The 17,275-nt window shown below is 37.8% G+C and carries 18 protein-coding genes and 1 other RNA gene; 5 read left to right on the top strand and 14 right to left on the bottom strand.

The genetic code is table 11. The features are described 5' to 3' along the window. Positions 1-31 precede the first annotated feature (31 nt). Positions 32-1,222 (bottom strand): class I SAM-dependent rRNA methyltransferase, encoded by a 1,191-nt coding sequence (locus tag K1720_RS01685; protein WP_251949502.1) that lies wholly within the window; start codon positions 1,220-1,222, stop codon positions 32-34. A 74-nt stretch (positions 1,223-1,296) separates the two neighbouring features. Between K1720_RS01685 and K1720_RS01680 the strand changes: the two genes are divergently transcribed. Further along, entirely contained in the window at positions 1,297-1,611 is a 315-nt protein-coding gene (locus K1720_RS01680; RefSeq protein ID WP_251949501.1) for a DUF5748 family protein, read from the top strand. An 11-nt stretch (positions 1,612-1,622) separates the two neighbouring features. Here the strand turns inward: K1720_RS01680 and K1720_RS01675 are convergent, their stop codons facing one another. From K1720_RS01675 to K1720_RS01660, 4 genes are all read right to left on the bottom strand, one after another. Next, positions 1,623-2,774 carry a tripartite tricarboxylate transporter permease gene (locus tag K1720_RS01675; protein WP_251949500.1) on the bottom strand — a complete coding sequence of 384 codons (1,152 nt, stop codon included), beginning with the start codon at positions 2,772-2,774 and terminating at the stop codon, positions 1,623-1,625. Continuing rightward, on the bottom strand, positions 2,753-3,955 hold the full coding sequence (locus K1720_RS01670; RefSeq protein ID WP_251949499.1) for a single stranded DNA-binding domain-containing protein: 1,203 nt from the start codon (positions 3,953-3,955) through the stop codon (positions 2,753-2,755). The genes K1720_RS01675 and K1720_RS01670 overlap by 22 nt, the downstream gene beginning before the upstream one ends. An 86-nt stretch (positions 3,956-4,041) precedes the next feature. Further along, entirely contained in the window at positions 4,042-4,821 is a 780-nt protein-coding gene (locus K1720_RS01665) for an RAD55 family ATPase (RefSeq protein ID WP_251949498.1), read from the bottom strand. A 15-nt stretch (positions 4,822-4,836) separates the two neighbouring features. Further along, complete coding sequence (locus K1720_RS01660) at positions 4,837-5,586, bottom strand: ATPase domain-containing protein (RefSeq protein ID WP_055281427.1); 750 nt, start codon at positions 5,584-5,586, stop codon at positions 4,837-4,839. A 193-nt stretch (positions 5,587-5,779) separates the two neighbouring features. Here K1720_RS01660 and priL point away from each other — a divergent pair, with 193 nt between their 5' ends. From priL to K1720_RS01645, 3 genes are read left to right on the top strand one after another with little or no spacing between them, the layout of a single operon-like run. Beyond that, positions 5,780-6,976, top strand: a complete 1,197-nt coding sequence (priL, locus tag K1720_RS01655; RefSeq protein ID WP_251949497.1) for a DNA primase large subunit PriL — start codon at positions 5,780-5,782, stop codon at positions 6,974-6,976. Next, on the top strand, positions 6,969-7,997 hold the full coding sequence (priS, locus tag K1720_RS01650) for a DNA primase catalytic subunit PriS (protein WP_251949496.1): 1,029 nt from the start codon (positions 6,969-6,971) through the stop codon (positions 7,995-7,997). Before priL ends, priS begins: the two co-directional genes overlap by 8 nt. A gap of 2 nt (positions 7,998-7,999) precedes the next feature. Beyond that, positions 8,000-8,857, top strand: a complete 858-nt coding sequence (locus K1720_RS01645) for a DMT family transporter (RefSeq protein WP_251949495.1) — start codon at positions 8,000-8,002, stop codon at positions 8,855-8,857. On the opposite strand, the gene rnpB is transcribed toward K1720_RS01645, so the two are convergent. The 4 genes from rnpB to K1720_RS01625 form a co-directional block, all read right to left on the bottom strand. Beyond that, positions 8,854-9,177, bottom strand: an RNA gene (gene rnpB / locus K1720_RS01640) — RNase P RNA component. The genes K1720_RS01645 and rnpB overlap by 4 nt on opposite strands. A gap of 40 nt (positions 9,178-9,217) precedes the next feature. Continuing rightward, on the bottom strand, positions 9,218-10,876 hold the full coding sequence (locus K1720_RS01635; protein ID WP_251949494.1) for a COG1361 family protein: 1,659 nt from the start codon (positions 10,874-10,876) through the stop codon (positions 9,218-9,220). A 43-nt stretch (positions 10,877-10,919) separates the two neighbouring features. After that, complete coding sequence (locus tag K1720_RS01630; protein WP_055281437.1) at positions 10,920-11,186, bottom strand: hypothetical protein; 267 nt, start codon at positions 11,184-11,186, stop codon at positions 10,920-10,922. Positions 11,187-11,192: 6 nt separating this feature from the next. Next, positions 11,193-11,600 carry a DUF61 family protein gene (locus K1720_RS01625; RefSeq protein ID WP_251949493.1) on the bottom strand — a complete coding sequence of 136 codons (408 nt, stop codon included), beginning with the start codon at positions 11,598-11,600 and terminating at the stop codon, positions 11,193-11,195. 221 nt (positions 11,601-11,821) lie between these two features. Here K1720_RS01625 and glnA point away from each other — a divergent pair, with 221 nt between their 5' ends. Then, the gene (glnA, locus tag K1720_RS01620) at positions 11,822-13,144 is read left to right on the top strand and encodes a type I glutamate--ammonia ligase (protein WP_251949492.1); all 1,323 of its coding nucleotides are present in this window, start codon (positions 11,822-11,824) and stop codon (positions 13,142-13,144) included. Here glnA and K1720_RS01615 read toward each other — a convergent pair. The 5 genes from K1720_RS01615 to K1720_RS01595 are packed head-to-tail and all read right to left on the bottom strand — an operon-like array spanning position 13,135 to position 17,273. Then, on the bottom strand, positions 13,135-13,983 hold the full coding sequence (locus K1720_RS01615; RefSeq protein WP_251949491.1) for an EamA family transporter: 849 nt from the start codon (positions 13,981-13,983) through the stop codon (positions 13,135-13,137). The two genes, glnA and K1720_RS01615, sit on opposite strands and share 10 nt — an antisense overlap. A 12-nt stretch (positions 13,984-13,995) precedes the next feature. Next, complete coding sequence (locus K1720_RS01610; protein ID WP_251949490.1) at positions 13,996-14,760, bottom strand: NAD+ synthase; 765 nt, start codon at positions 14,758-14,760, stop codon at positions 13,996-13,998. A gap of 4 nt (positions 14,761-14,764) precedes the next feature. Beyond that, positions 14,765-15,235 (bottom strand): hypothetical protein, encoded by a 471-nt coding sequence (locus tag K1720_RS01605; RefSeq protein ID WP_251949489.1) that lies wholly within the window; start codon positions 15,233-15,235, stop codon positions 14,765-14,767. A gap of 60 nt (positions 15,236-15,295) precedes the next feature. Continuing rightward, positions 15,296-16,303 (bottom strand): ABC transporter ATP-binding protein, encoded by a 1,008-nt coding sequence (locus K1720_RS01600; RefSeq protein WP_251949488.1) that lies wholly within the window; start codon positions 16,301-16,303, stop codon positions 15,296-15,298. A gap of 10 nt (positions 16,304-16,313) precedes the next feature. Next, positions 16,314-17,273 (bottom strand): ABC transporter ATP-binding protein, encoded by a 960-nt coding sequence (locus K1720_RS01595; RefSeq protein WP_251949487.1) that lies wholly within the window; start codon positions 17,271-17,273, stop codon positions 16,314-16,316. Between the last annotated feature and the right edge of the window lie 2 nt (positions 17,274-17,275).

Here is a 17,275-nt window from a genome sequence, read left to right as displayed (position 1 = left end):
GGGCTGATGCCAAAATAAAATTAAGAGAATATCACTTCATATCCTCTACGTAAAGAAACAGACATTTCAGGTACTCTGTATCTTTTGAGGCCATTAAAATTGGGTGATCTGGGGCTTGGGTTCTATAGGGCTCTACCATCTTTAGGAATTTGCCCGCTTTTGCTGCAGCTGCTATTACCATATCCTTAAACATTTGCATGTCAACGTGTTGGGAGCAGGAAGCCGTTACCAGAATGCCTCCGTCTTTAACAAGTTTCAATCCCTGATAGTTTACGTTGAAGTATGCCCTGAGACCTCTTTTTAAGTCCTTTTCATGCTGTACAAATGCAGGAGGATCCAGTATAACTATATCAAACGTTTCTCCTTTCTTTTGCATTTTCTCCATAATGCCAAATGCGGAGCCTACTAAAAACTCCATCTTATCCTCTACACCATTTAGCTTGGCGTTTTCTTTCGCTTGTTCTATTGCAGCTGGGGATTTGTCTACCGCAACAACTTTTTCGGCACCAGCAACTGCAGCGTGGATAGCAAAACCCCCTGTATAAGTAAATACATCAAGAACCCTTTCTCCCCCTTTTATGTATTTTTCCAAAGCGATTCTATTTTCTCTTTGGTCTAAGAAAAATCCTGTTTTTTGGCCTCTCATATCAACAATAAACTTAGCTTGGCCCTCTTTAATAATTGTGCGATATTTCTCTTTACCGAGGAGAACTCTTTCTATCTCTGGGAGACCTTCCCTTCTCCTTGATCGTCCAGTATTTTTCTCAAATATTGTTTCGATTTCGGGCTCAACTTCAAGAATAGCTTCTGCAACATCCATTTTGAATCTTTCCATCCCAGCACTTGAGATTTGGAGAGATGCTATATCATTAAATCTATCAACAATTAAACCTGGGAGGTAATCTGCTTCACCATAAACCATTCTATAGGCGGTGTTATATCCTAGAATACTTTTTCTGTACTCATTTGCTTTTCTTATGCGTTCTTTGAAAAGCTCTTTATTAATTTCAGTATCTTTGTCTTTTGTGAGTAGACGGATCATGATATTTGAGTTTGGATTAGCAAAGCCTTTCCCTAAAAATTTTCCTCCCCTTGAATAAACTTCTACAACATCTCCTGGTTTGATCTCGCCTTCCGTTCTCACTATACCTTTTTTGAAAATTATCATCGCACCTTTTTCAATTGCCCTGTAAGCTTGAGCATCGATGTATACTTTTGCCATTATAACTCACCCTTCTAAAGTTGAGACGATAGGTATTTAACTCTTGAGCTCTATATATTATACTGGTGAGTTCTATGAACTTTGAAGTAATAAAAGAGTTTCTGGAAGTAATTGGGGCAGGCTATACTGAGGTAGAGGGGGAAATCCATCTAGAACCAGAGGTTTTTTATGAAGTTTGGAAATATATCGGCCAACCAGAAATTAAAATGTATATTGTAGAGGATGAGATAGTAGAACTTGGTTCATATGATCCGCCCCAAATGAAATATACTGGAGCAAAGGTTATTAAAATAAAGAAGGCATATTTTGAGACCCTTGATGGGGTTAGAGTCGTTACGGACTTGGTCGGGTTTCAAAAAATACTAAAAGAGAAGAAAGAAATGTCTTGAGGTTTCTAGTCCTATTTTATCATTATTTTCAACATTAGTACTCCCATACAAGTTGTTCTTTTTACTTTTAGGATAAGGGTTGTAGTTCCAAGTATAGTGGCCACTCCAAGTACTCCTATTCCTAATAGGCCATCAAAGTAAAAAGAGCCAGCTATTATAAAGAACAATATTGAAATATTGAGAAGTTTGTAATCTATCTTCTCTATTACTCTTCCTACCTTTTTGGAAATTGAGAGTCCATACAAATTGACAACACTTCCCACGGCTATTGTTATAATAAGCAATATGGCAAATTCTTTGGAGTTTAGGGGATAGTAGTGATTCTTTATTAAAACTAAAATTCCATTTCTAGTTTTTCCAGTAGCATAAAAATTTGCTAAGCCAAATATGAAATTGGCAGTATTAACTGAGAATGAAATTGTTAAAAAAGCTCTTTCATCCTTAGATAGGAAACTTCCCAGTAGTGCTGCTTGAGAGGATGTGAATGTGGGCAAAAGGGAAGCAAGCATGCCAAACAATGTCCCGAGGAAGGAGTACCTCAGGAAATGTGTTTTTGGAAGTAGGATCTCACTTTCTCCTGGTGTTATTTTTTCATTATTTTTCAAAGAAAACAAGATAGCTGGAACACCAAACAACCCTACAAACAAGTGAAAATAAGGTTCTTTAAGAGGTAACTTATCACTAATAATTCCCAATATTCCAGCCATATAGAACATAATAAGTGCATACACTTTTTTCATGCCTTTTTCGGAGAATATAATTAAACCTGCTAAGAGGAATACAAAAATTCTCCCCACTGTTGGAGTGTAATATGGGGCCACCCAGAGATATATAGGAAGAAAAGCTAGAGAGAACAAAACTGCTAGAAAACTTGTTTTTAATGAAATATTCACAACTTCGAGAGCTCTTCCCTGGAGGGCCAGCCTATGAGCTGGAAGAATACTCAAGGCAGTGTCTTCCTCTGGAATTCCAAAAAATGTTGAAGGAAATGCATCTAGAAAAGTATGGGTTAGACCCATAGTATAGAGAAACACGACGTACAAAAATCCTTCCATTATGCTATCTACACTCCCTATAATTGAAGCTAAGGTGTTTACATGTAGAGCAGGCGTTAATCCAGTAATAGTCCCAGCCAAGATTCCTAAGAATACTTCTCTAAGCATAATTCATCCCCTGAGGGGATTTCAAAAGCTGGCATTCCTCTATACGTAGAATGGAATCCAAATGCAGTTATAGTCAGATTTTCGTGTAAAGATACCCCTAGAGATTTTGGGAGTTTTAATAGAATCCAGCATTTCTCATTAGTTATGTTGGCTATGCTAAAGCCATTGGCGTATCTTTTTATCCAGGTTACTCTTCCATGGATTTTGCTTGGGATATTGGAAAGGGGGTGACAAATGGAATTTGATAGTTTTTCTCTTGGTATTTTCACTCGACACTCAATGCAGTAAAGAGAGTTTTTCCGTCTTATGGCTTTAAATTCAATGATATCCCCAAATTTAGCAGAAAACCCATAAAGCTTCAGGGAAGTACAGTTTAATTTTAGATATCTAGCGGATTTGGTAATTTGGCACATTCCATAAGCGATGTCTCCTATATTCTCTTTTCCAATTTCTGTTATGTTGGTCCTTCCAAGGAATTTTATATCGGAGTTATCTTCCACATAGAGAGTGAGAGTAGAATAAAGTTTTGCAATACCTGTGATCTCTACAATATCACCAATTTTTAATTCAGTTTTGTAAGGTAGGTAAACTTTGATTTCTTCGCTTCCGTTCCATATTGTGGAGGGATTCCTATTATCTAACACAACTCCTTTGATAACAAAAGGCATGTTGTTTTCGGGTCTCGTCAGAAATCCCTCTTGAACATATCTGACTACATAGAATTTCTTTCCATAAAATAAACCGTCAACTTTTACTGTCTCTCCTTTAGAGACATTTAAACATTTGTTTAATCTTATTCTCTCTGGAAGTAGAAGATAGCAGGCACTTCCCTTCCAGAAAGTCCCGTTGAGTGTTTCTAAAGGCAACAATTCTGGGGAGACTTCTATGACGTCAAAAACATCTATTGTGCTTTTTGAAGAGTCAATAGTCTTTCCCATGACCCTATATACTTTATTTGGTTCTAGGTTCTTGTGTATTATGATGGTTTTGGTTCCATTATATAGAACACTGAAGTCTCCTTTTGAATAAACACATAGGCCAATAAATTGGATAATATCTTCTTTTTCACCCTCATTTGGAGTAATTGCTGTTATTTTTTCTGTTCCGATATAATAGAGCAGAGCAAGAGATAGAAAGGAGAGGACAATAAACACTATTTCAAGTTTTTTTAATTTGACCATGGTAGATAGTAATATACATGTCTTAAAAATCTTACTCTTAAAAGGTAAGAGATCAAAAACAAATAGTGTGTAAAATAAAAGCAGGCCTATTCGAGTTTAAGAACAATCCCCTTGTCAGTTATGTCGTAGGGGACCCAAGAAAGGAGATGTCTGGTTCTTCTCATCCCGTATACTCTGAGATATCTTTGAAGGGTATGATTTTCCTCAAAGAGTCTCATTTCAATTATCCCATCTACTATTGCCTTGATTATTGTCTCTACTTGGGGTTCTTCCACCCCGGAGTTCATTTCTATTATCCACACCTGTTTGTTCTTATGAGAAAATGCTTTTAAGTCTTCTAAAAATTTGTATATCTCTTTTTTTTCAGTCTCAAAGAACATGGGGGTTAGGGATGAGATTATTCCTACTGTGAGGGGTTCTTCATTGTGTGGGTTATTTAAGAGAATCCTTGTTGTGGTATCTTTAATTATGTCTATTATCTGACTAGTGTCCCTGATATCGGGAATTGCTTCCTCAGTAAAAGAAAATTTAGGACCTCCCCTGATTCTTTGAGTATACGCATCTAAAAGGTGTAGCCTTTCATTTAGGTGTGTGATAAAATTCCACCCGAAATCTAGGGCATTACTTATGAATTCATAACGAGGAATGTCTACAAGGAGGCTGATTACATTGGCTCCGGAAATCAGCTGATTATATATAAATTGGCTTATAAATGTTGTTTTGCCTGATTTTGGGTCCCCTATGAGGAGAACAACGCTACCCCGTGGAATCCCCCCCATTAATAAGGGGTCAATGATGTTTGTAGGAATGCGTTCAACTTTCTCTTCTAGCTCTGATTTAGCTAGTGGGTTGTGGTATGGATTCAATTAAAACTCCCTCCCTTAATAAATCTCTCCACTTGGATAGACCACGACTCCTTTGTTAGTTATTTCGAATGGGTATTTCCTCATTGAATGCCTGGTACCACGCATCTTCCTGACTAATAGGTATCTCTTTAGTTCTATGTTCTTCTCTTGAAGATCAAGAAGTACAACACCTCTAGAAATGTATTCTTCTATTCCATATTTGCTAATTTTACCTCCTTTGGGGTCGGGAGCCTCAGTTGTTAGAAGAGTTGTCACTCCCATTTCAAGGAGGATTGTGTTGAGTTTTAATAAAACTCCTCTAATTTCTCTTTCATCCTGGAGTCTAAATGCTATTGAGGGGATTGAGTCAATAACAAGTCTTTTTGCATTTATTGCTTTAACAACACGATATATGTATCTTAAAAAGCTGTCAACATTTATGGTGTCTTCTAGTACAAATTTTTCCTCAGAGGGAATACCAGAAATAGAACTAACGCCATCCACTATGGCTATGAGGCCTTGTTTTTCATATTTCTCGAGATCCCATCCAAATTGGCCCATTTCTCTCCTAATATCTTTGGCTCTCTCCTCTAATGTGACAAAAACACCGGGTTCTCCATATTCCTCTGCTCCTTTGTAGATGTATTGGGCGACGAATGTTGTTTTTCCGGTACCAGTACTCCCTGTGATAAGGACGGTGGATTCTTCGGGGAAACCTCCTCCTATCAGATCGTCAAACCCCGGTATCCCACTTTTAACTCTTTTAGTTGGAAACGAGTTGGTCATAATTCCCACCTTGCAGTTAACTTAATTTGTTTCTAACTATTAAAGTTATTTAATATGAGAATATAAGGTTTTTGGAAATTTACTCATATTTGCCAATACTCATTGGAATATTTCTAATATTTTAATTGTTTTTTATAAGCCTAGGCAACAAAAGAGTTTTATTCTAATGTGAGCATTAATAGGAGGTGGGTGGATGTTAGATCCGTTTGGAAAACATGCTCAGGAGATATTAAAAGAATTTGGAAGTATTAATGACCTATTAGAAGTTATTCCGAATCATATTGGTATTGATATGGCATTAGAACGGGTCAAATGGTTAAAAAGCGGGGAAGTTCCTCAACATATTCTGAGATTTGATGAATGGAAGGACTTAATAAGTTTCTACGCCTTGTTGGGGGCGTTAGCATTTTCTCCATACGGCTTAGAGATGGAACTTGTTAAAGAAGCAAATTTGAGAATATACCTAGCAAGGATAGAAAAATCGAGAAATTTTTCAGAACTGGCATTACCCATAGAAAAAGTGCAGGCAGATGAACTTCCCAGAAAAGACAGAACCATACTTGAAAAAAGTTTACATAAAGAACTACCATCTGAGGAGAAGGAGAAATACCTTCTGCAATATAAGATTGCATTAAAAGATTTTTTAATGCTTAATGAGGACTCTCTCAAAGGTTTTTATATAAAAGGGGGATATGTGTACCTTAATAGATCTCAACTTATTGAGTTGTGGAAAAGAAGCTTTGGGAGAAATATGGAGAGGGCAGTTAACATACTCTATGAAATTCGGGAGGAACTACCACAATATTACATGGAATTGTATTCAGGGCTAAGTGAAATTGCTAGAGAGCAGTTTAAAGAGAGGCTTGAGAGGCTTGGAAGTGCAACAGCCCAACCACTACGTTTTGAGCTCTTTCCTCCTTGTATTAAGATAGTTTTAAATGGCGTACCTAGTGGTTTGAGAAACTATGGAATAACAGTCCTTTTGACCTCCTTTTTGAGCTACGCTAGAATATGTCCAAATCCCTCTAAGAGAGATGTTAAAGTAAAAGACTGTATAAAGGATTTAAAAGTCATCAAGGAAGAGATTTTACCTGTAATAGTCCAAGCGGGTAATAGGTGCAGTCCACCATTATTTCAAGATCAACCAAATGAAATTAAGAATATATGGTACCATCTTGGCTTTGGGTATACGTTGGAACCAAATTTAGAAGATAGTGGAAGTTCTACTTGGTATTTCCCCCCTAACTGTGAGAAGATACGGGCAAGCGCTCCTCAACTTTGTAAGCCTGATAGGGATTGCAGGTATATTAGAAATCCCCTCACGTATTATCTGAGGAAGCTCTACTTAGAAAGTAAAAAAGAAAAATCAACGGGGGAGAACAATGAGTGAACTCTTTAGAGAGATGAGTAAAGGAGAGAGGGCAAAATATTATTCAGAGGAATGGAATGTACGGAAGATACCCTCATTCATACTTAAAACTCTTGAAAATAGGGAGTTTGGTTTCGATCATACCGGAGAAGGCCCTAATGATAGAAAAAACGTGTTCTACCATATAAAAGATTTAGAGGATTACATAAAGATAACAGCCCCATATTCGATCTATTCAAGCGTTGCTCTTTATGAAGAACCGAGAAATATGAAAGGATGGCTAGGAGCGGAGCTTGTTTTTGATATAGATGCAAAAGACTTGCCTCTGAAAAGATGCAATCATGAAACAGGGAAAGTATGTCCGATATGTTTAGAAGATGCCAAAGAGCTCACTAAAGATACTTTCATTATACTAAAGGAAGACTTTGGATTTGAGAATGTTCACCTTGTTTACTCGGGAAGAGGATATCACATACGGGTTTTAGATGATTGGGCACTTAGTCTGGATTCGAAAGCAAGAGAGAAAATTCTAAATTATATTTCCAGTGCTGAAGAGGTTGCTTTCGAGGATCTTCAAGAAAGGAGGATATTATTATCTTCCGGATATTTCAGAGTATTTCGATTTAGATTTGGATATTTTATTAAGCGTGTTTCTGAGTATCATTTGAGAAACATTGGTCTAAATAGGCGACAAATTGAACAGATACTAGAAAAGAAGGAGCACATATATAGGGATTTTGTAGAAAAAGGTATGTTAACTGCATTTCCTCGCGGAGTGGGATACAGAACACTGCTGAGACTTTTTAGTCTGTCAACTACTTTTTCTAAAGCTTATTTTGATGGTAGAGTTACGGTAGATATTAAACGGATTTTAAGACTTCCTTCCTCTCTACATTCAAAAGTGGGCCTTATAACTACATATATTGGGATCAATGAAAGGGATCTTGAAAAATTTGACCCCTTTAAAAATGCGGTGCCAAAATTCAGAGAAAAAGAAGTCAAAGAGGCATATAAGCTCTGGGTGGAGAAGTTGGAGGAGTGAGTATGCTACAGGGAAGGGCTAAAATAATATTCTCGATGTTGATATGGGGCAGTGTAGGGGTTTTTGCTCGCTATTCTGAATTAGATGGTCTAAAATTGGCCTTTTATAGGGTTCTTTTAGGGAGTATACTCCTTATTTTGATACATTTATTAAAGAATGCTGGTTGGGTTAAGGGCGCTTTTTTAAATGTGAGACCTAAGATTGGTTTGGTATTTCTATTGGGGTTTGTTTTGGCTTTAAATTGGGTATTTTTCTTTTCCGCAATCATGTATACTAACATAGCCAAAGCAACTCTTATCTATTATTTGGCGCCTATAATAGTAGTTATACTATCTTCAGTGTTTTTGAAAGAGAATATTACAAAAATAAGGATAGTTCTAGTATGTTTAGCTTTTTTAGGGGCTTTTTTAATAGGAAGCCAAACAGAGATGTCCCTTGGAAATAAGGACTTTGTTGGAATACTATTTGCTTTTTTAGGTGCAATTTTTTATGCGAGTGTAACTATTTTGGGTCGATATCTTAGGGATATTGATAGTTCCAATCTAACATTTTTTCAGTTATTTTTTGCTACGTTGATTCTTTTTCCTGTTCTAGTAAGTGTAGGAGATTTCTATGTTTCTTTAAACTCTTTCATAGTGGTTACTTTTATAGCAATTATTCATACTGTGTTTGCGCTTTTTATCTACATGGACGGCCTTAAAGAGGTTGAAGCTAATGAAGCAGCACTCTTAAGTTATCTTGATCCACTAAGTGCAATAGTTTATGCAGCGATACTTCTAGGAGAAATACCAACATTTAGAACTGTTATTGGGGGTTCGCTAATATTGGTGGCTTCGTTTTTAGATATGAAAATGAAGTGAGGGAGCTATAGCCCGCCTTCTGTAAAAATGGGGCATTCGACTAAGCGGCCCACCACGGGACTCCCACCGGGAATTCATCGTCCCTAGCTTGGCCTTGCACCCCGCGGGACGGCCGTTTCACCGTTCCCCCTCAAATCGTCTGCGGGTTAGCTCGGTCTTCGTTGCCGAAGACCTTCACCGCTTTCATCCTCCTATTTGAGGGGACGTGTCGTTTCTGCGCCGTTGCCCTCCCTTTCGGGAGGTGCCTTACGACACCGCGGCCCCGGTGAGGTGGGCGGAACTTCCTCAGGCTTACTACCCGACAGCCCCAGCCCCCTCACTATTTAATTTTAATAAAAGTAGAGTTATAAATATTTTGGACTATTTTTTCGGTAATTCTCTGTACTCTTTGATCTCGGGTTCTTTTGGTCTCTTGAACTTGCCTATGGGGGATCTCCTCTTGGGTTTTGGTCTCTCACGTCTTTTCTTTGAAGGTGCTGGTTTCAAATAGAGGATCAGTAATACTAAGAAGATTATTATGAGTAGTATGGCAATATATGTAAGAATATTTCTTTGTTGAGGGGCTGGAGTAGGAATAGTAGTGTTTGTTGTGGAAGTTAGAGGGGTTGATGACTGTGAGAAAGTGGAAGTTGGAGGAGCAGGAGGTTTTATCTCCAGATCCCCACTGATCTTCTGTTCCTTATTATTCTGTATTAGGGAAAACTCGTAGTATATCTTCTCTCCTATTGGAAGTTCCAGGGTAATATTCACGTAATTTTCTCCTGGAGATAGGGATAAGTCTCTTGATCCTTTGTGGATAGTTTCATTGGGCCTGAAGAATCTATAGGATAGTTTAGTAACCACTTCCTTCGAGTTGGCATTGCTGAGCGTTATGGAAAACTGAACTGTTGCCTTATTCTCGTTTAAGGAGATTTCTTTGTACAGTATATTCTCGATTTGTGGGTATGCAAGTACATTGTAGGAGATGGATCCCTGATCAAGAGTTATTTTCCCAAAGCTAATTTTGCTCATGATTTTTTTGCTTCCTGGGGATAAAGAAGGTATCTCGTCTTGTATTATTGTACTTCCTTTTTCTATTTTGATAGCTTTTGTAGAGTTGTGTAAAAGTTCGTTGTTGACTCCATAGACTTCTATAGTGTAATTAACTACGATGTCCCTTTCCGAAAACAGGGTTAGATATAGGGTATTTTTTTCATCTTCCATAACTTCTGTCTTTTCCAAAGAAATTGCTGTTAAATCCACTCCAAAAGTGATGTAAAAAACTTTTGAGAAAAGATATGTGCCTTTAGAATATTCTAACTTGTATATGAGTCTATATTCGCCAGCTTGGAGATCATATGGGATTGGGATCTCCACTTGAAGTGAGTTATCTCCTGGAGTCAGATTCATGGCTATATCTGTTTTAAGATATCGCTTTCCATTTTTCTCTAAGTACGCTGTTCCATTTATTGATACTGGAGAATTTTTGAGATTATGAACCGTAGAGTATATTACAATGGTCTCTCCAGTGAGTATTCTGTTTGTTTTAACTGACCGTTCTTTAACTTCAACAAAGGCCTCTTTGAACATTAGAGGTACATCTGTTATTTCAAGAGTAACTGGAATTTGTATAACCCTAAGATCCCCAGAGCTTAAAAATCCCCAAAGCACCATGAAAAGTGTATAAGTTCCTGGTTTGACACTTTCATTTACATAAATCTTATACCTTAGAGTTCTTTCTTCTCCTGACTTCCAATATGTATAGAGAACACCAGTAGATAGAGGCTCTCCATCAGGTTTGTATATTTCCAGCGTGATTCCAGAGATCTCGTTGTTTTTGGAATCCAAAACGTAATATCTGCGAAACGTCACAATTTGGAAGTCTTTATCTGCATTGTTTATCAACGTTAGAGTCCCTTCTTTATAGTCTCCCGAAATCACGACTATTTTTTCTTCTAGAGTTGAGAATAGGAGGGTTTGTGAAGATACCATAGATGTGATCAGTAGGAGTACTATAAGGACTATAAGTTTCCTTCGCATAAATCTCCCCCTATATAGTTAGTATCTCAACAAATATAAAACTTCACATTAAAAGTAGGAAAATTCCGAGCACAGTAAAACCTACAAAGAACAATAAGCTTGCTCTGTATAGTGGAAGTTTTGAAAATTGTCTCTTAACTAAAAGCGCTATGATAGTCAATAGAAGTCCATAAAATGATGCAAAAATTCCAAGGGCAATTTTAATCTCTACATTGAAAATTAACATAATCCCCAAAATAGCTCCAGCAAATACGGTTATCTGGGGAATTGTGAATAGATAATAGTTAAGCAATATTTTGTTATCATCCATCTTTTCTCACTCCACAATAAATGCGTAGGTTGTTGTAGTAGGAAGTTTTTTTCGTATTTTTGGTAATAAGTAACGAGGAAGGATTATTTCAGTTTTTTCCTCTAGCATATCGTAGTTTCCAAGAATTTTTTCAATGATCTTTACAGCGACTTTACCCCTTACTCTAAAATATCCATGCCAGGTGGTGGTGATTTCGAGGATTATTGGAATATATAAGAACTCTCTTTCGTGTTCTTCGATTAATGAGAGGATGTACTCGAGTTCCTCTCGTTTAAAATAGTGAAACTGGCCATCTCTAAGTTGTACTTTTGGTTCTTCCTCTTTAAGCAGTTGGGCAAGTTTTTTTCTACTTTTCGGAAGATGGACATTCAAACGGGAAATTTCTTTCTGTATAATTTCATCATCTTTAGGCATGTTTGAATTTTTGAAGGGGGAATAAAAAGGTTTTTCCTAAAATGTTATTGACATATATGTATCAAAAATATATGTGATTTGGTCTAGTTTTGTACACAAAAATGTAACTCGGGATAAAAATTGCCATTTTGACAATAGTTCATTAGAAAAGCTTATATTAGAAATATTGTATAAAAATGCTGGACAATAATGAAAATATTATCATTAAGGTGGGGGTAAAAATGAACGATATCAAATCCGTTGCAAGAGGGTTTTCAGGTAAACCACGTTTTCTCCAACTTGTTTTTGTGGATATAGATGGTATTGCTAAAGGTATGGAGGTACCAATAGGGAGATACGAGGAAGTTATAACAGAGGGAATTTCATTTGATGGTTCATCAATTCCGGGCTTCCAGGGAATAGAGGATAGTGACCTTACTTTCAAGGCAGATCCAAATACTTATGTAGAAGTGCCATGGGAAGGTGTGGCGAAGATATTTGGGTACATATACAAGGGCAAAAAACCATATTATGCAGACCCGAGAAGAGTCTTGAGATCAGTCACTGAAGAGTTAAAAAAGGAGGGATTAACGGCATATATAGGTCCAGAGCCCGAGTTCTATTTATTTGAAAAAAATGGTTCATGGGAGCTAAAACTCCCAGATGGGGGAGGTTATTTCGATCTAATTAATCTAGACAAGGCGAGGGAGATTAAAAGGACGATAGCTCATTACATGCCATCCTTTAAGTTAATCCCAGAGGTTCTACACCATGAGGTGGGCCCCGGACAGCATGAGATAGATTTTCGATTTGCCGATGCCTTAACAACTGCGGATAATATAATTCGATTTAAGTATCTGGTGAAGGCTGTTGCAGAGAGTTATGGGCTTTATGCTACATTTATGCCAAAACCCCTTTTTGGAAAGCCAGGTAATGGGATGCACCTCCACATAAGTCTTTGGGAAGGGAACAGGAATATTTTCATTGGAGAAAAAGGGTTAAGTGAAGAGGCCCTTTACTTTATAGGGGGGATTTTAGAACATGCAAAGGCTTTAACAGCAATTACAAATCCAACTGTTAACTCGTATAAAAGATTAGTTCCAGGATATGAGGCACCCGTTTACATATCTTGGGGCTATGCAAATAGGAGTGCTTTAGTAAGGGTTCCTGCATATAAAGGAAATGGTGCAAGAATTGAATATAGGTGTCCCGATCCGAGTGCGAATCCGTATTTTGCATTTGCTGCAGTCTTGAAAGCTGGTATGGATGGAATAAAACGGCAGATTGAACCCTTTGCATATGTTGAGGAAAACGTCTATGAATTAGACGAGAAAAAACGAGCTTTGCTGGGAGTGGATACTCTACCCTCAACCTTAGAAGCCGCGCTTGAAGCCCTTAGAAAAGACAAGGTTGTTAAAGGTGCACTTGGTGAAGCATATCACAACTTCATTAAGTATAAAACGAAAGAATGGAGAAGTTATCAGGAATATTTGGAGAAAACTGAGATTCCCATAGATACAATAGAAATTACTGAGTGGGAACTAGAGAGATATTTTTATGTTTGATCTTTTTCTTTTTCTTCAATATGGAGAATAAGTGATCCTAAAATTATGAAAACTGCTCCTATTATCTGCTTCAATGTTAAAACTTCGTGGAATATTGAGTAGGCCAAAATTAAAGCCACTACTGGTTCTATCGTAGATATGATGGATGCTTTACTAACTTCGATTTCCTGAAGGGCTCTATTGTAAAGAATATATCCCAAGAATGTTGGAAAGAATGCAAGCCCTAATAGGTATGGGATAGATTCATAGGGTACTTTAAAATTAGAAAATGGGGCTAAAAATAATGCTCCAAAACCGATCGTGTAAAGGAGAGCTTCTTCTGGTCTTTCACTTTTTACAGCAATTTTAGCCAGGATACCGTAAAGTGCATATGTTAATCCAGAGAGCAGGCCTAACACTGTAGCGATCTTGTTACCATTCCAATGATCAAGGTTTACAACTAAAAGGATTCCAAATATTGCCATGAGTAGAGCTAAAAGTTTTGTTGTGGTTATCCTCTCTTTAAATAGGAGATATCCTAAGATGGTTGAATAAATGGGAGCGGAATAAAGAAGAAGGACTGCGAAAGATACAGAGGAAATTTTTACTGTATAAAAGTATAGAATGTAAAACAGAAACACTGCAAAAAAACCGTAGAATGCATAGAATGGCAGTCTGTACCGCTTTATTTGGAAACCATTTGAGTAGTTGTACGCTAGGAGGAGGGAAAATGCTATCAATGCTCGATAAAAGGTTATGGTAAATGGATCCAGATTAAACTGGTAAAGCAACTTTGCAAAAATTCCAAGAGTGCCCCACATACTTGCAGCTAAAAATACTAAAAAATAGCCTCGTTTCAAGTCGTTACCTCCTTAAATTTCTGGCCCTACTGGAAGTCTGCGTTTGTGTTCACTTTTTAGGATTAATGATTCTACATATTCCACTCTTTCATGGGGGATATTTAATTCTTCCGTGATTTTTTCTTTCTCCATCTTCAAGTCGATCAGTCTGTACAGAATCTCATCTAATTGTCTATATGTTATTCCCAGCTCGTCTTCGTCGCTCTGTCCTTCCCAAAGCCCTGCACTTGGTTTTTTATTTATTATTCTTTCTGGAACTCCTAAGACTTTTGCAATTTTCCAAACTTCTGTCTTGTATAAGTTAATTAGCGGAGCGTAATCGCTTGCTCCATCTCCCCACTTAGTGAAATAGCCGGTCAATAACTCACTTTTGTTTGACGTTCCTAGAACAAGGTAATTTCTAGAGTTTGCATGAGCATAAAGGAGAATCATTCTAGTTCTTGCCATCAAGTTTCCCTTGGAGATATGATCTAATTCAGATCCCAAGCTCTTTTCAATTTCATCTACAATACTTTTTATGGATATAACTTTGTACTTTATTCCAAGGGTTTTGCAAACTAAAATGGCGTCATCAAGGTCTTTGTTCTTATAATATGGCATTATGAGCCCTAAAACCCGCTCCTTTCCTAGTGCATTAACGGCAAGATATGTTACAGTCGCACTGTCTACTCCACCGCTTATTCCTATAACAACTCCTTTTGCTTTAGTTTCATTAACTTTGTCTTTTATGAATGATATCAGTTTGTTAATGACTTCTTCATAGTTTAGCACTCTCATCTCATTACCCTCCTTTTAATTCCTCCATAAATCTCACATATCCTACCAAACTTAGGGCACTTCCCACAAGCATCATAACAAAAGCAATCCACGCGAGAGGAGCGTAGGGATAATCTACCCCTTTCACATTATAAGTGTAATTTACCTCTCCACTTTCTATATTTATTTGGGGCTGAGAGAGAGGGTTCAGAATCACAGACTCGTTTTTTAGCTTGTAAACATCGATTTTATTCCCATGAATGATAATTAATGAAGCATTTTGAGAATATAACATAAGGGTTCTGTTACTTATGAAATATTTTTTCTCAAACTGGGAATCCCCAAGTAGGTGTTCTCCTGCTTGAAGATCTCCACTCCAACTTCCACTTTTTGGAACTTCATACATGGAGATGAGAGACAATATAATTGCCAAAAGCAAAAATAATAGGCCTACTCTTATTAAACGGTACTTTATGGCATCCATGAAAGTTACCATGAAATCACCCACGAATCATTATTCAAGGCAAAATATAAAGATTGAGGTAAGAAAAGAGAATTAAATCTTTCCAGCTAGCCAGCACTCAACCCAGTGTTCATGCTCATACTCGACTAATTGAGGATGTTTGACGTCACAAAGTCCTTTTTCCATATAGAGGCATCTTGGGTGGAATCTGCATCCTGGTGGAATATTGGCTGCATTTGGAACTTCACCTTTAATTGGAACTTCTTTGATAATGTTTCTCCTCTCTGGTATTGGTTCTGGAACAGCGGCCAATAATGCTCTGGTATAGGGATGGATTGGATTATCGATAACGACCTTTGCTGGACCCATTTCAACTATCCTTCCTAGGTACATCACTGCGATATGATCTGCGAAGTATCTTGCTGTTGAAAGATCGTGTGTAATGTAGAGGTATGTAACACCCATCTTTTCTTTAAGCTCCTTCATTAGTTCAAGGATTTCTGCTCTAATTGAAACATCAAGCATTGAAACTGGTTCATCTGCAACAATGAATGTTGGGTTGAGGATTAATGATCTTGCTATTGCTACTCTTTGTCTCTGACCACCTGAGAGCATGTGTGGGTGTCTCCCTACGTAGTCCTCAGGTGGCACTATCTTTACCATTTCAAGGGCTTTATAGATGAGCTCTTCTCTTTCAGCTTTAGTCTCACCAATACCGTGGATTAATAGTGGTTCTTCCAAAACGTTGTATATTCTGAATCTTGGGTTCATTGAAGAGAATGGATCTTGGTATATCATTTGGACTTTTCTTCTATACGCTTTTATCTCTTCTTGAGTTCTTAGTTCGGTTACGTCCTGTCCCTCTAAGTATATCCTACCATCAGTTGGTTCAAGAAGCTTCATTACTAGCTTTCCAGTAGTGGTTTTTCCACATCCGCTCTCTCCCACTAAAGCAAAGACCTCTTGCTTATGAACCTCAAAATTAACTCCATCGACAGCTCTGACAAACCTTTGTGCCTCCCCTCTAAGTCCCGCTAGTAATCCTCTCTTAATTGGGAAGTGTTTTTTGAGATTTTCAACTTTTAATACAGGTTCCGCCATTTTTCATCCCTCACAACAACCAGCATGCAGCATAGTGATCTTTTTCAATTTCTTTCAACTCTGGAACTTGTTCTTTACATTGTTGCATTGCGTATGGACATCTTGGGTGGAATCTGCATCCGTTTGGTGGTGTTATGAGGTTTGGTGGTTGACCGGGGATAAATTCCAGTCTTTCAACGTCTTCATGTAATCTTGGAATTGCGGAGAGGAGTTTTTGTGTATAGGGGTGGGCAGGTTCATAGTAAATCTTCTCACTGTCACCGATTTCCACGATCTTTCCGGCATACATTATTGCTACCCTGTCACTAACTTCTGCTAAAATGCTCAGGTCGTGGGTAATGAATATCATGGATAGACCAAGTTCCTTCTTTAATCTCTTCATGAGGTTTATGATTTGGGCTTGGACAACAACGTCTAGAGCAGTAGTGGGCTCGTCCGCAATGACAACCTCTGGGTCAAGCAGTAAAGCAGTTGCAATGACAACTCTTTGTTTCATACCACCACTAAGTTCGTGTGGATATCTATATACGATCTCTGGGGCAAGTCCTACCAGCTCTAAGTACTTCATGGCCCTGTCTAAGGCTTCTTCTTTTGTCATACCCTTATGGTAGATTAGTGGTTCTATCATTTGGTATCCTATTGTGTAAACGGGGTTCAATGCGTTCATGGCACCTTGGAATATCATAGCGATCTTTTGCCATCTTACTTCTCTCCTAAGGACTTCTTCTGGCAATCCCACTATTTCTCTACCATCGATTTTTATGCTCCCACTGACAATTTTTCCTGGGGGTGTTGGCATTCCCATTAAAGTGAAACCTAAGGATGATTTTCCACATCCACTCTCTCCTGCTAGCCCAAGCACTTCTCCTTTCTTGAGTTCAAAGGTGAGATTATCAACCGCTCTTACAGCACCTCGTGAAGTGAAGTAGTACATTTTAAGATCTTTAACTTCAAGTACATTCCTAGCCATTT

The organism is Thermococcus argininiproducens (assembly GCF_023746595.1).
Classification (GTDB): Archaea; Methanobacteriota_B; Thermococci; order Thermococcales; family Thermococcaceae; genus Thermococcus_A; species Thermococcus_A argininiproducens.
Note: the sequence above shows the minus strand (reverse complement) of the source record. Positions and strands in the feature narration are given on the sequence as shown.

Coding starts and splice junctions, on each gene's coding strand:
- K1720_RS01685 (WP_251949502.1), bottom strand. CDS start 1,222: ATGGCAAAAGTATACATCGATGCTCAAGCTTACAGGGCAATTGAAAAA.
- K1720_RS01680 (WP_251949501.1), top strand. CDS start 1,297: ATGAACTTTGAAGTAATAAAAGAGTTTCTGGAAGTAATTGGGGCAGGC.
- K1720_RS01675 (WP_251949500.1), bottom strand. CDS start 2,774: ATGCTTAGAGAAGTATTCTTAGGAATCTTGGCTGGGACTATTACTGGA.
- K1720_RS01670 (WP_251949499.1), bottom strand. CDS start 3,955: ATGGTCAAATTAAAAAAACTTGAAATAGTGTTTATTGTCCTCTCCTTT.
- K1720_RS01660 (WP_055281427.1), bottom strand. CDS start 5,586: ATGACCAACTCGTTTCCAACTAAAAGAGTTAAAAGTGGGATACCGGGG.
- priL (WP_251949497.1), top strand. CDS start 5,780: ATGTTAGATCCGTTTGGAAAACATGCTCAGGAGATATTAAAAGAATTT.
- priS (WP_251949496.1), top strand. CDS start 6,969: ATGAGTGAACTCTTTAGAGAGATGAGTAAAGGAGAGAGGGCAAAATAT.
- K1720_RS01645 (WP_251949495.1), top strand. CDS start 8,000: ATGCTACAGGGAAGGGCTAAAATAATATTCTCGATGTTGATATGGGGC.
- K1720_RS01635 (WP_251949494.1), bottom strand. CDS start 10,876: ATGCGAAGGAAACTTATAGTCCTTATAGTACTCCTACTGATCACATCT.
- K1720_RS01630 (WP_055281437.1), bottom strand. CDS start 11,186: ATGGATGATAACAAAATATTGCTTAACTATTATCTATTCACAATTCCC.
- K1720_RS01625 (WP_251949493.1), bottom strand. CDS start 11,600: ATGCCTAAAGATGATGAAATTATACAGAAAGAAATTTCCCGTTTGAAT.
- glnA (WP_251949492.1), top strand. CDS start 11,822: ATGAACGATATCAAATCCGTTGCAAGAGGGTTTTCAGGTAAACCACGT.
- K1720_RS01610 (WP_251949490.1), bottom strand. CDS start 14,760: ATGAGAGTGCTAAACTATGAAGAAGTCATTAACAAACTGATATCATTC.
- K1720_RS01605 (WP_251949489.1), bottom strand. CDS start 15,235: ATGGTAACTTTCATGGATGCCATAAAGTACCGTTTAATAAGAGTAGGC.
- K1720_RS01600 (WP_251949488.1), bottom strand. CDS start 16,303: ATGGCGGAACCTGTATTAAAAGTTGAAAATCTCAAAAAACACTTCCCA.
- K1720_RS01595 (WP_251949487.1), bottom strand. CDS start 17,273: ATGGCTAGGAATGTACTTGAAGTTAAAGATCTTAAAATGTACTACTTC.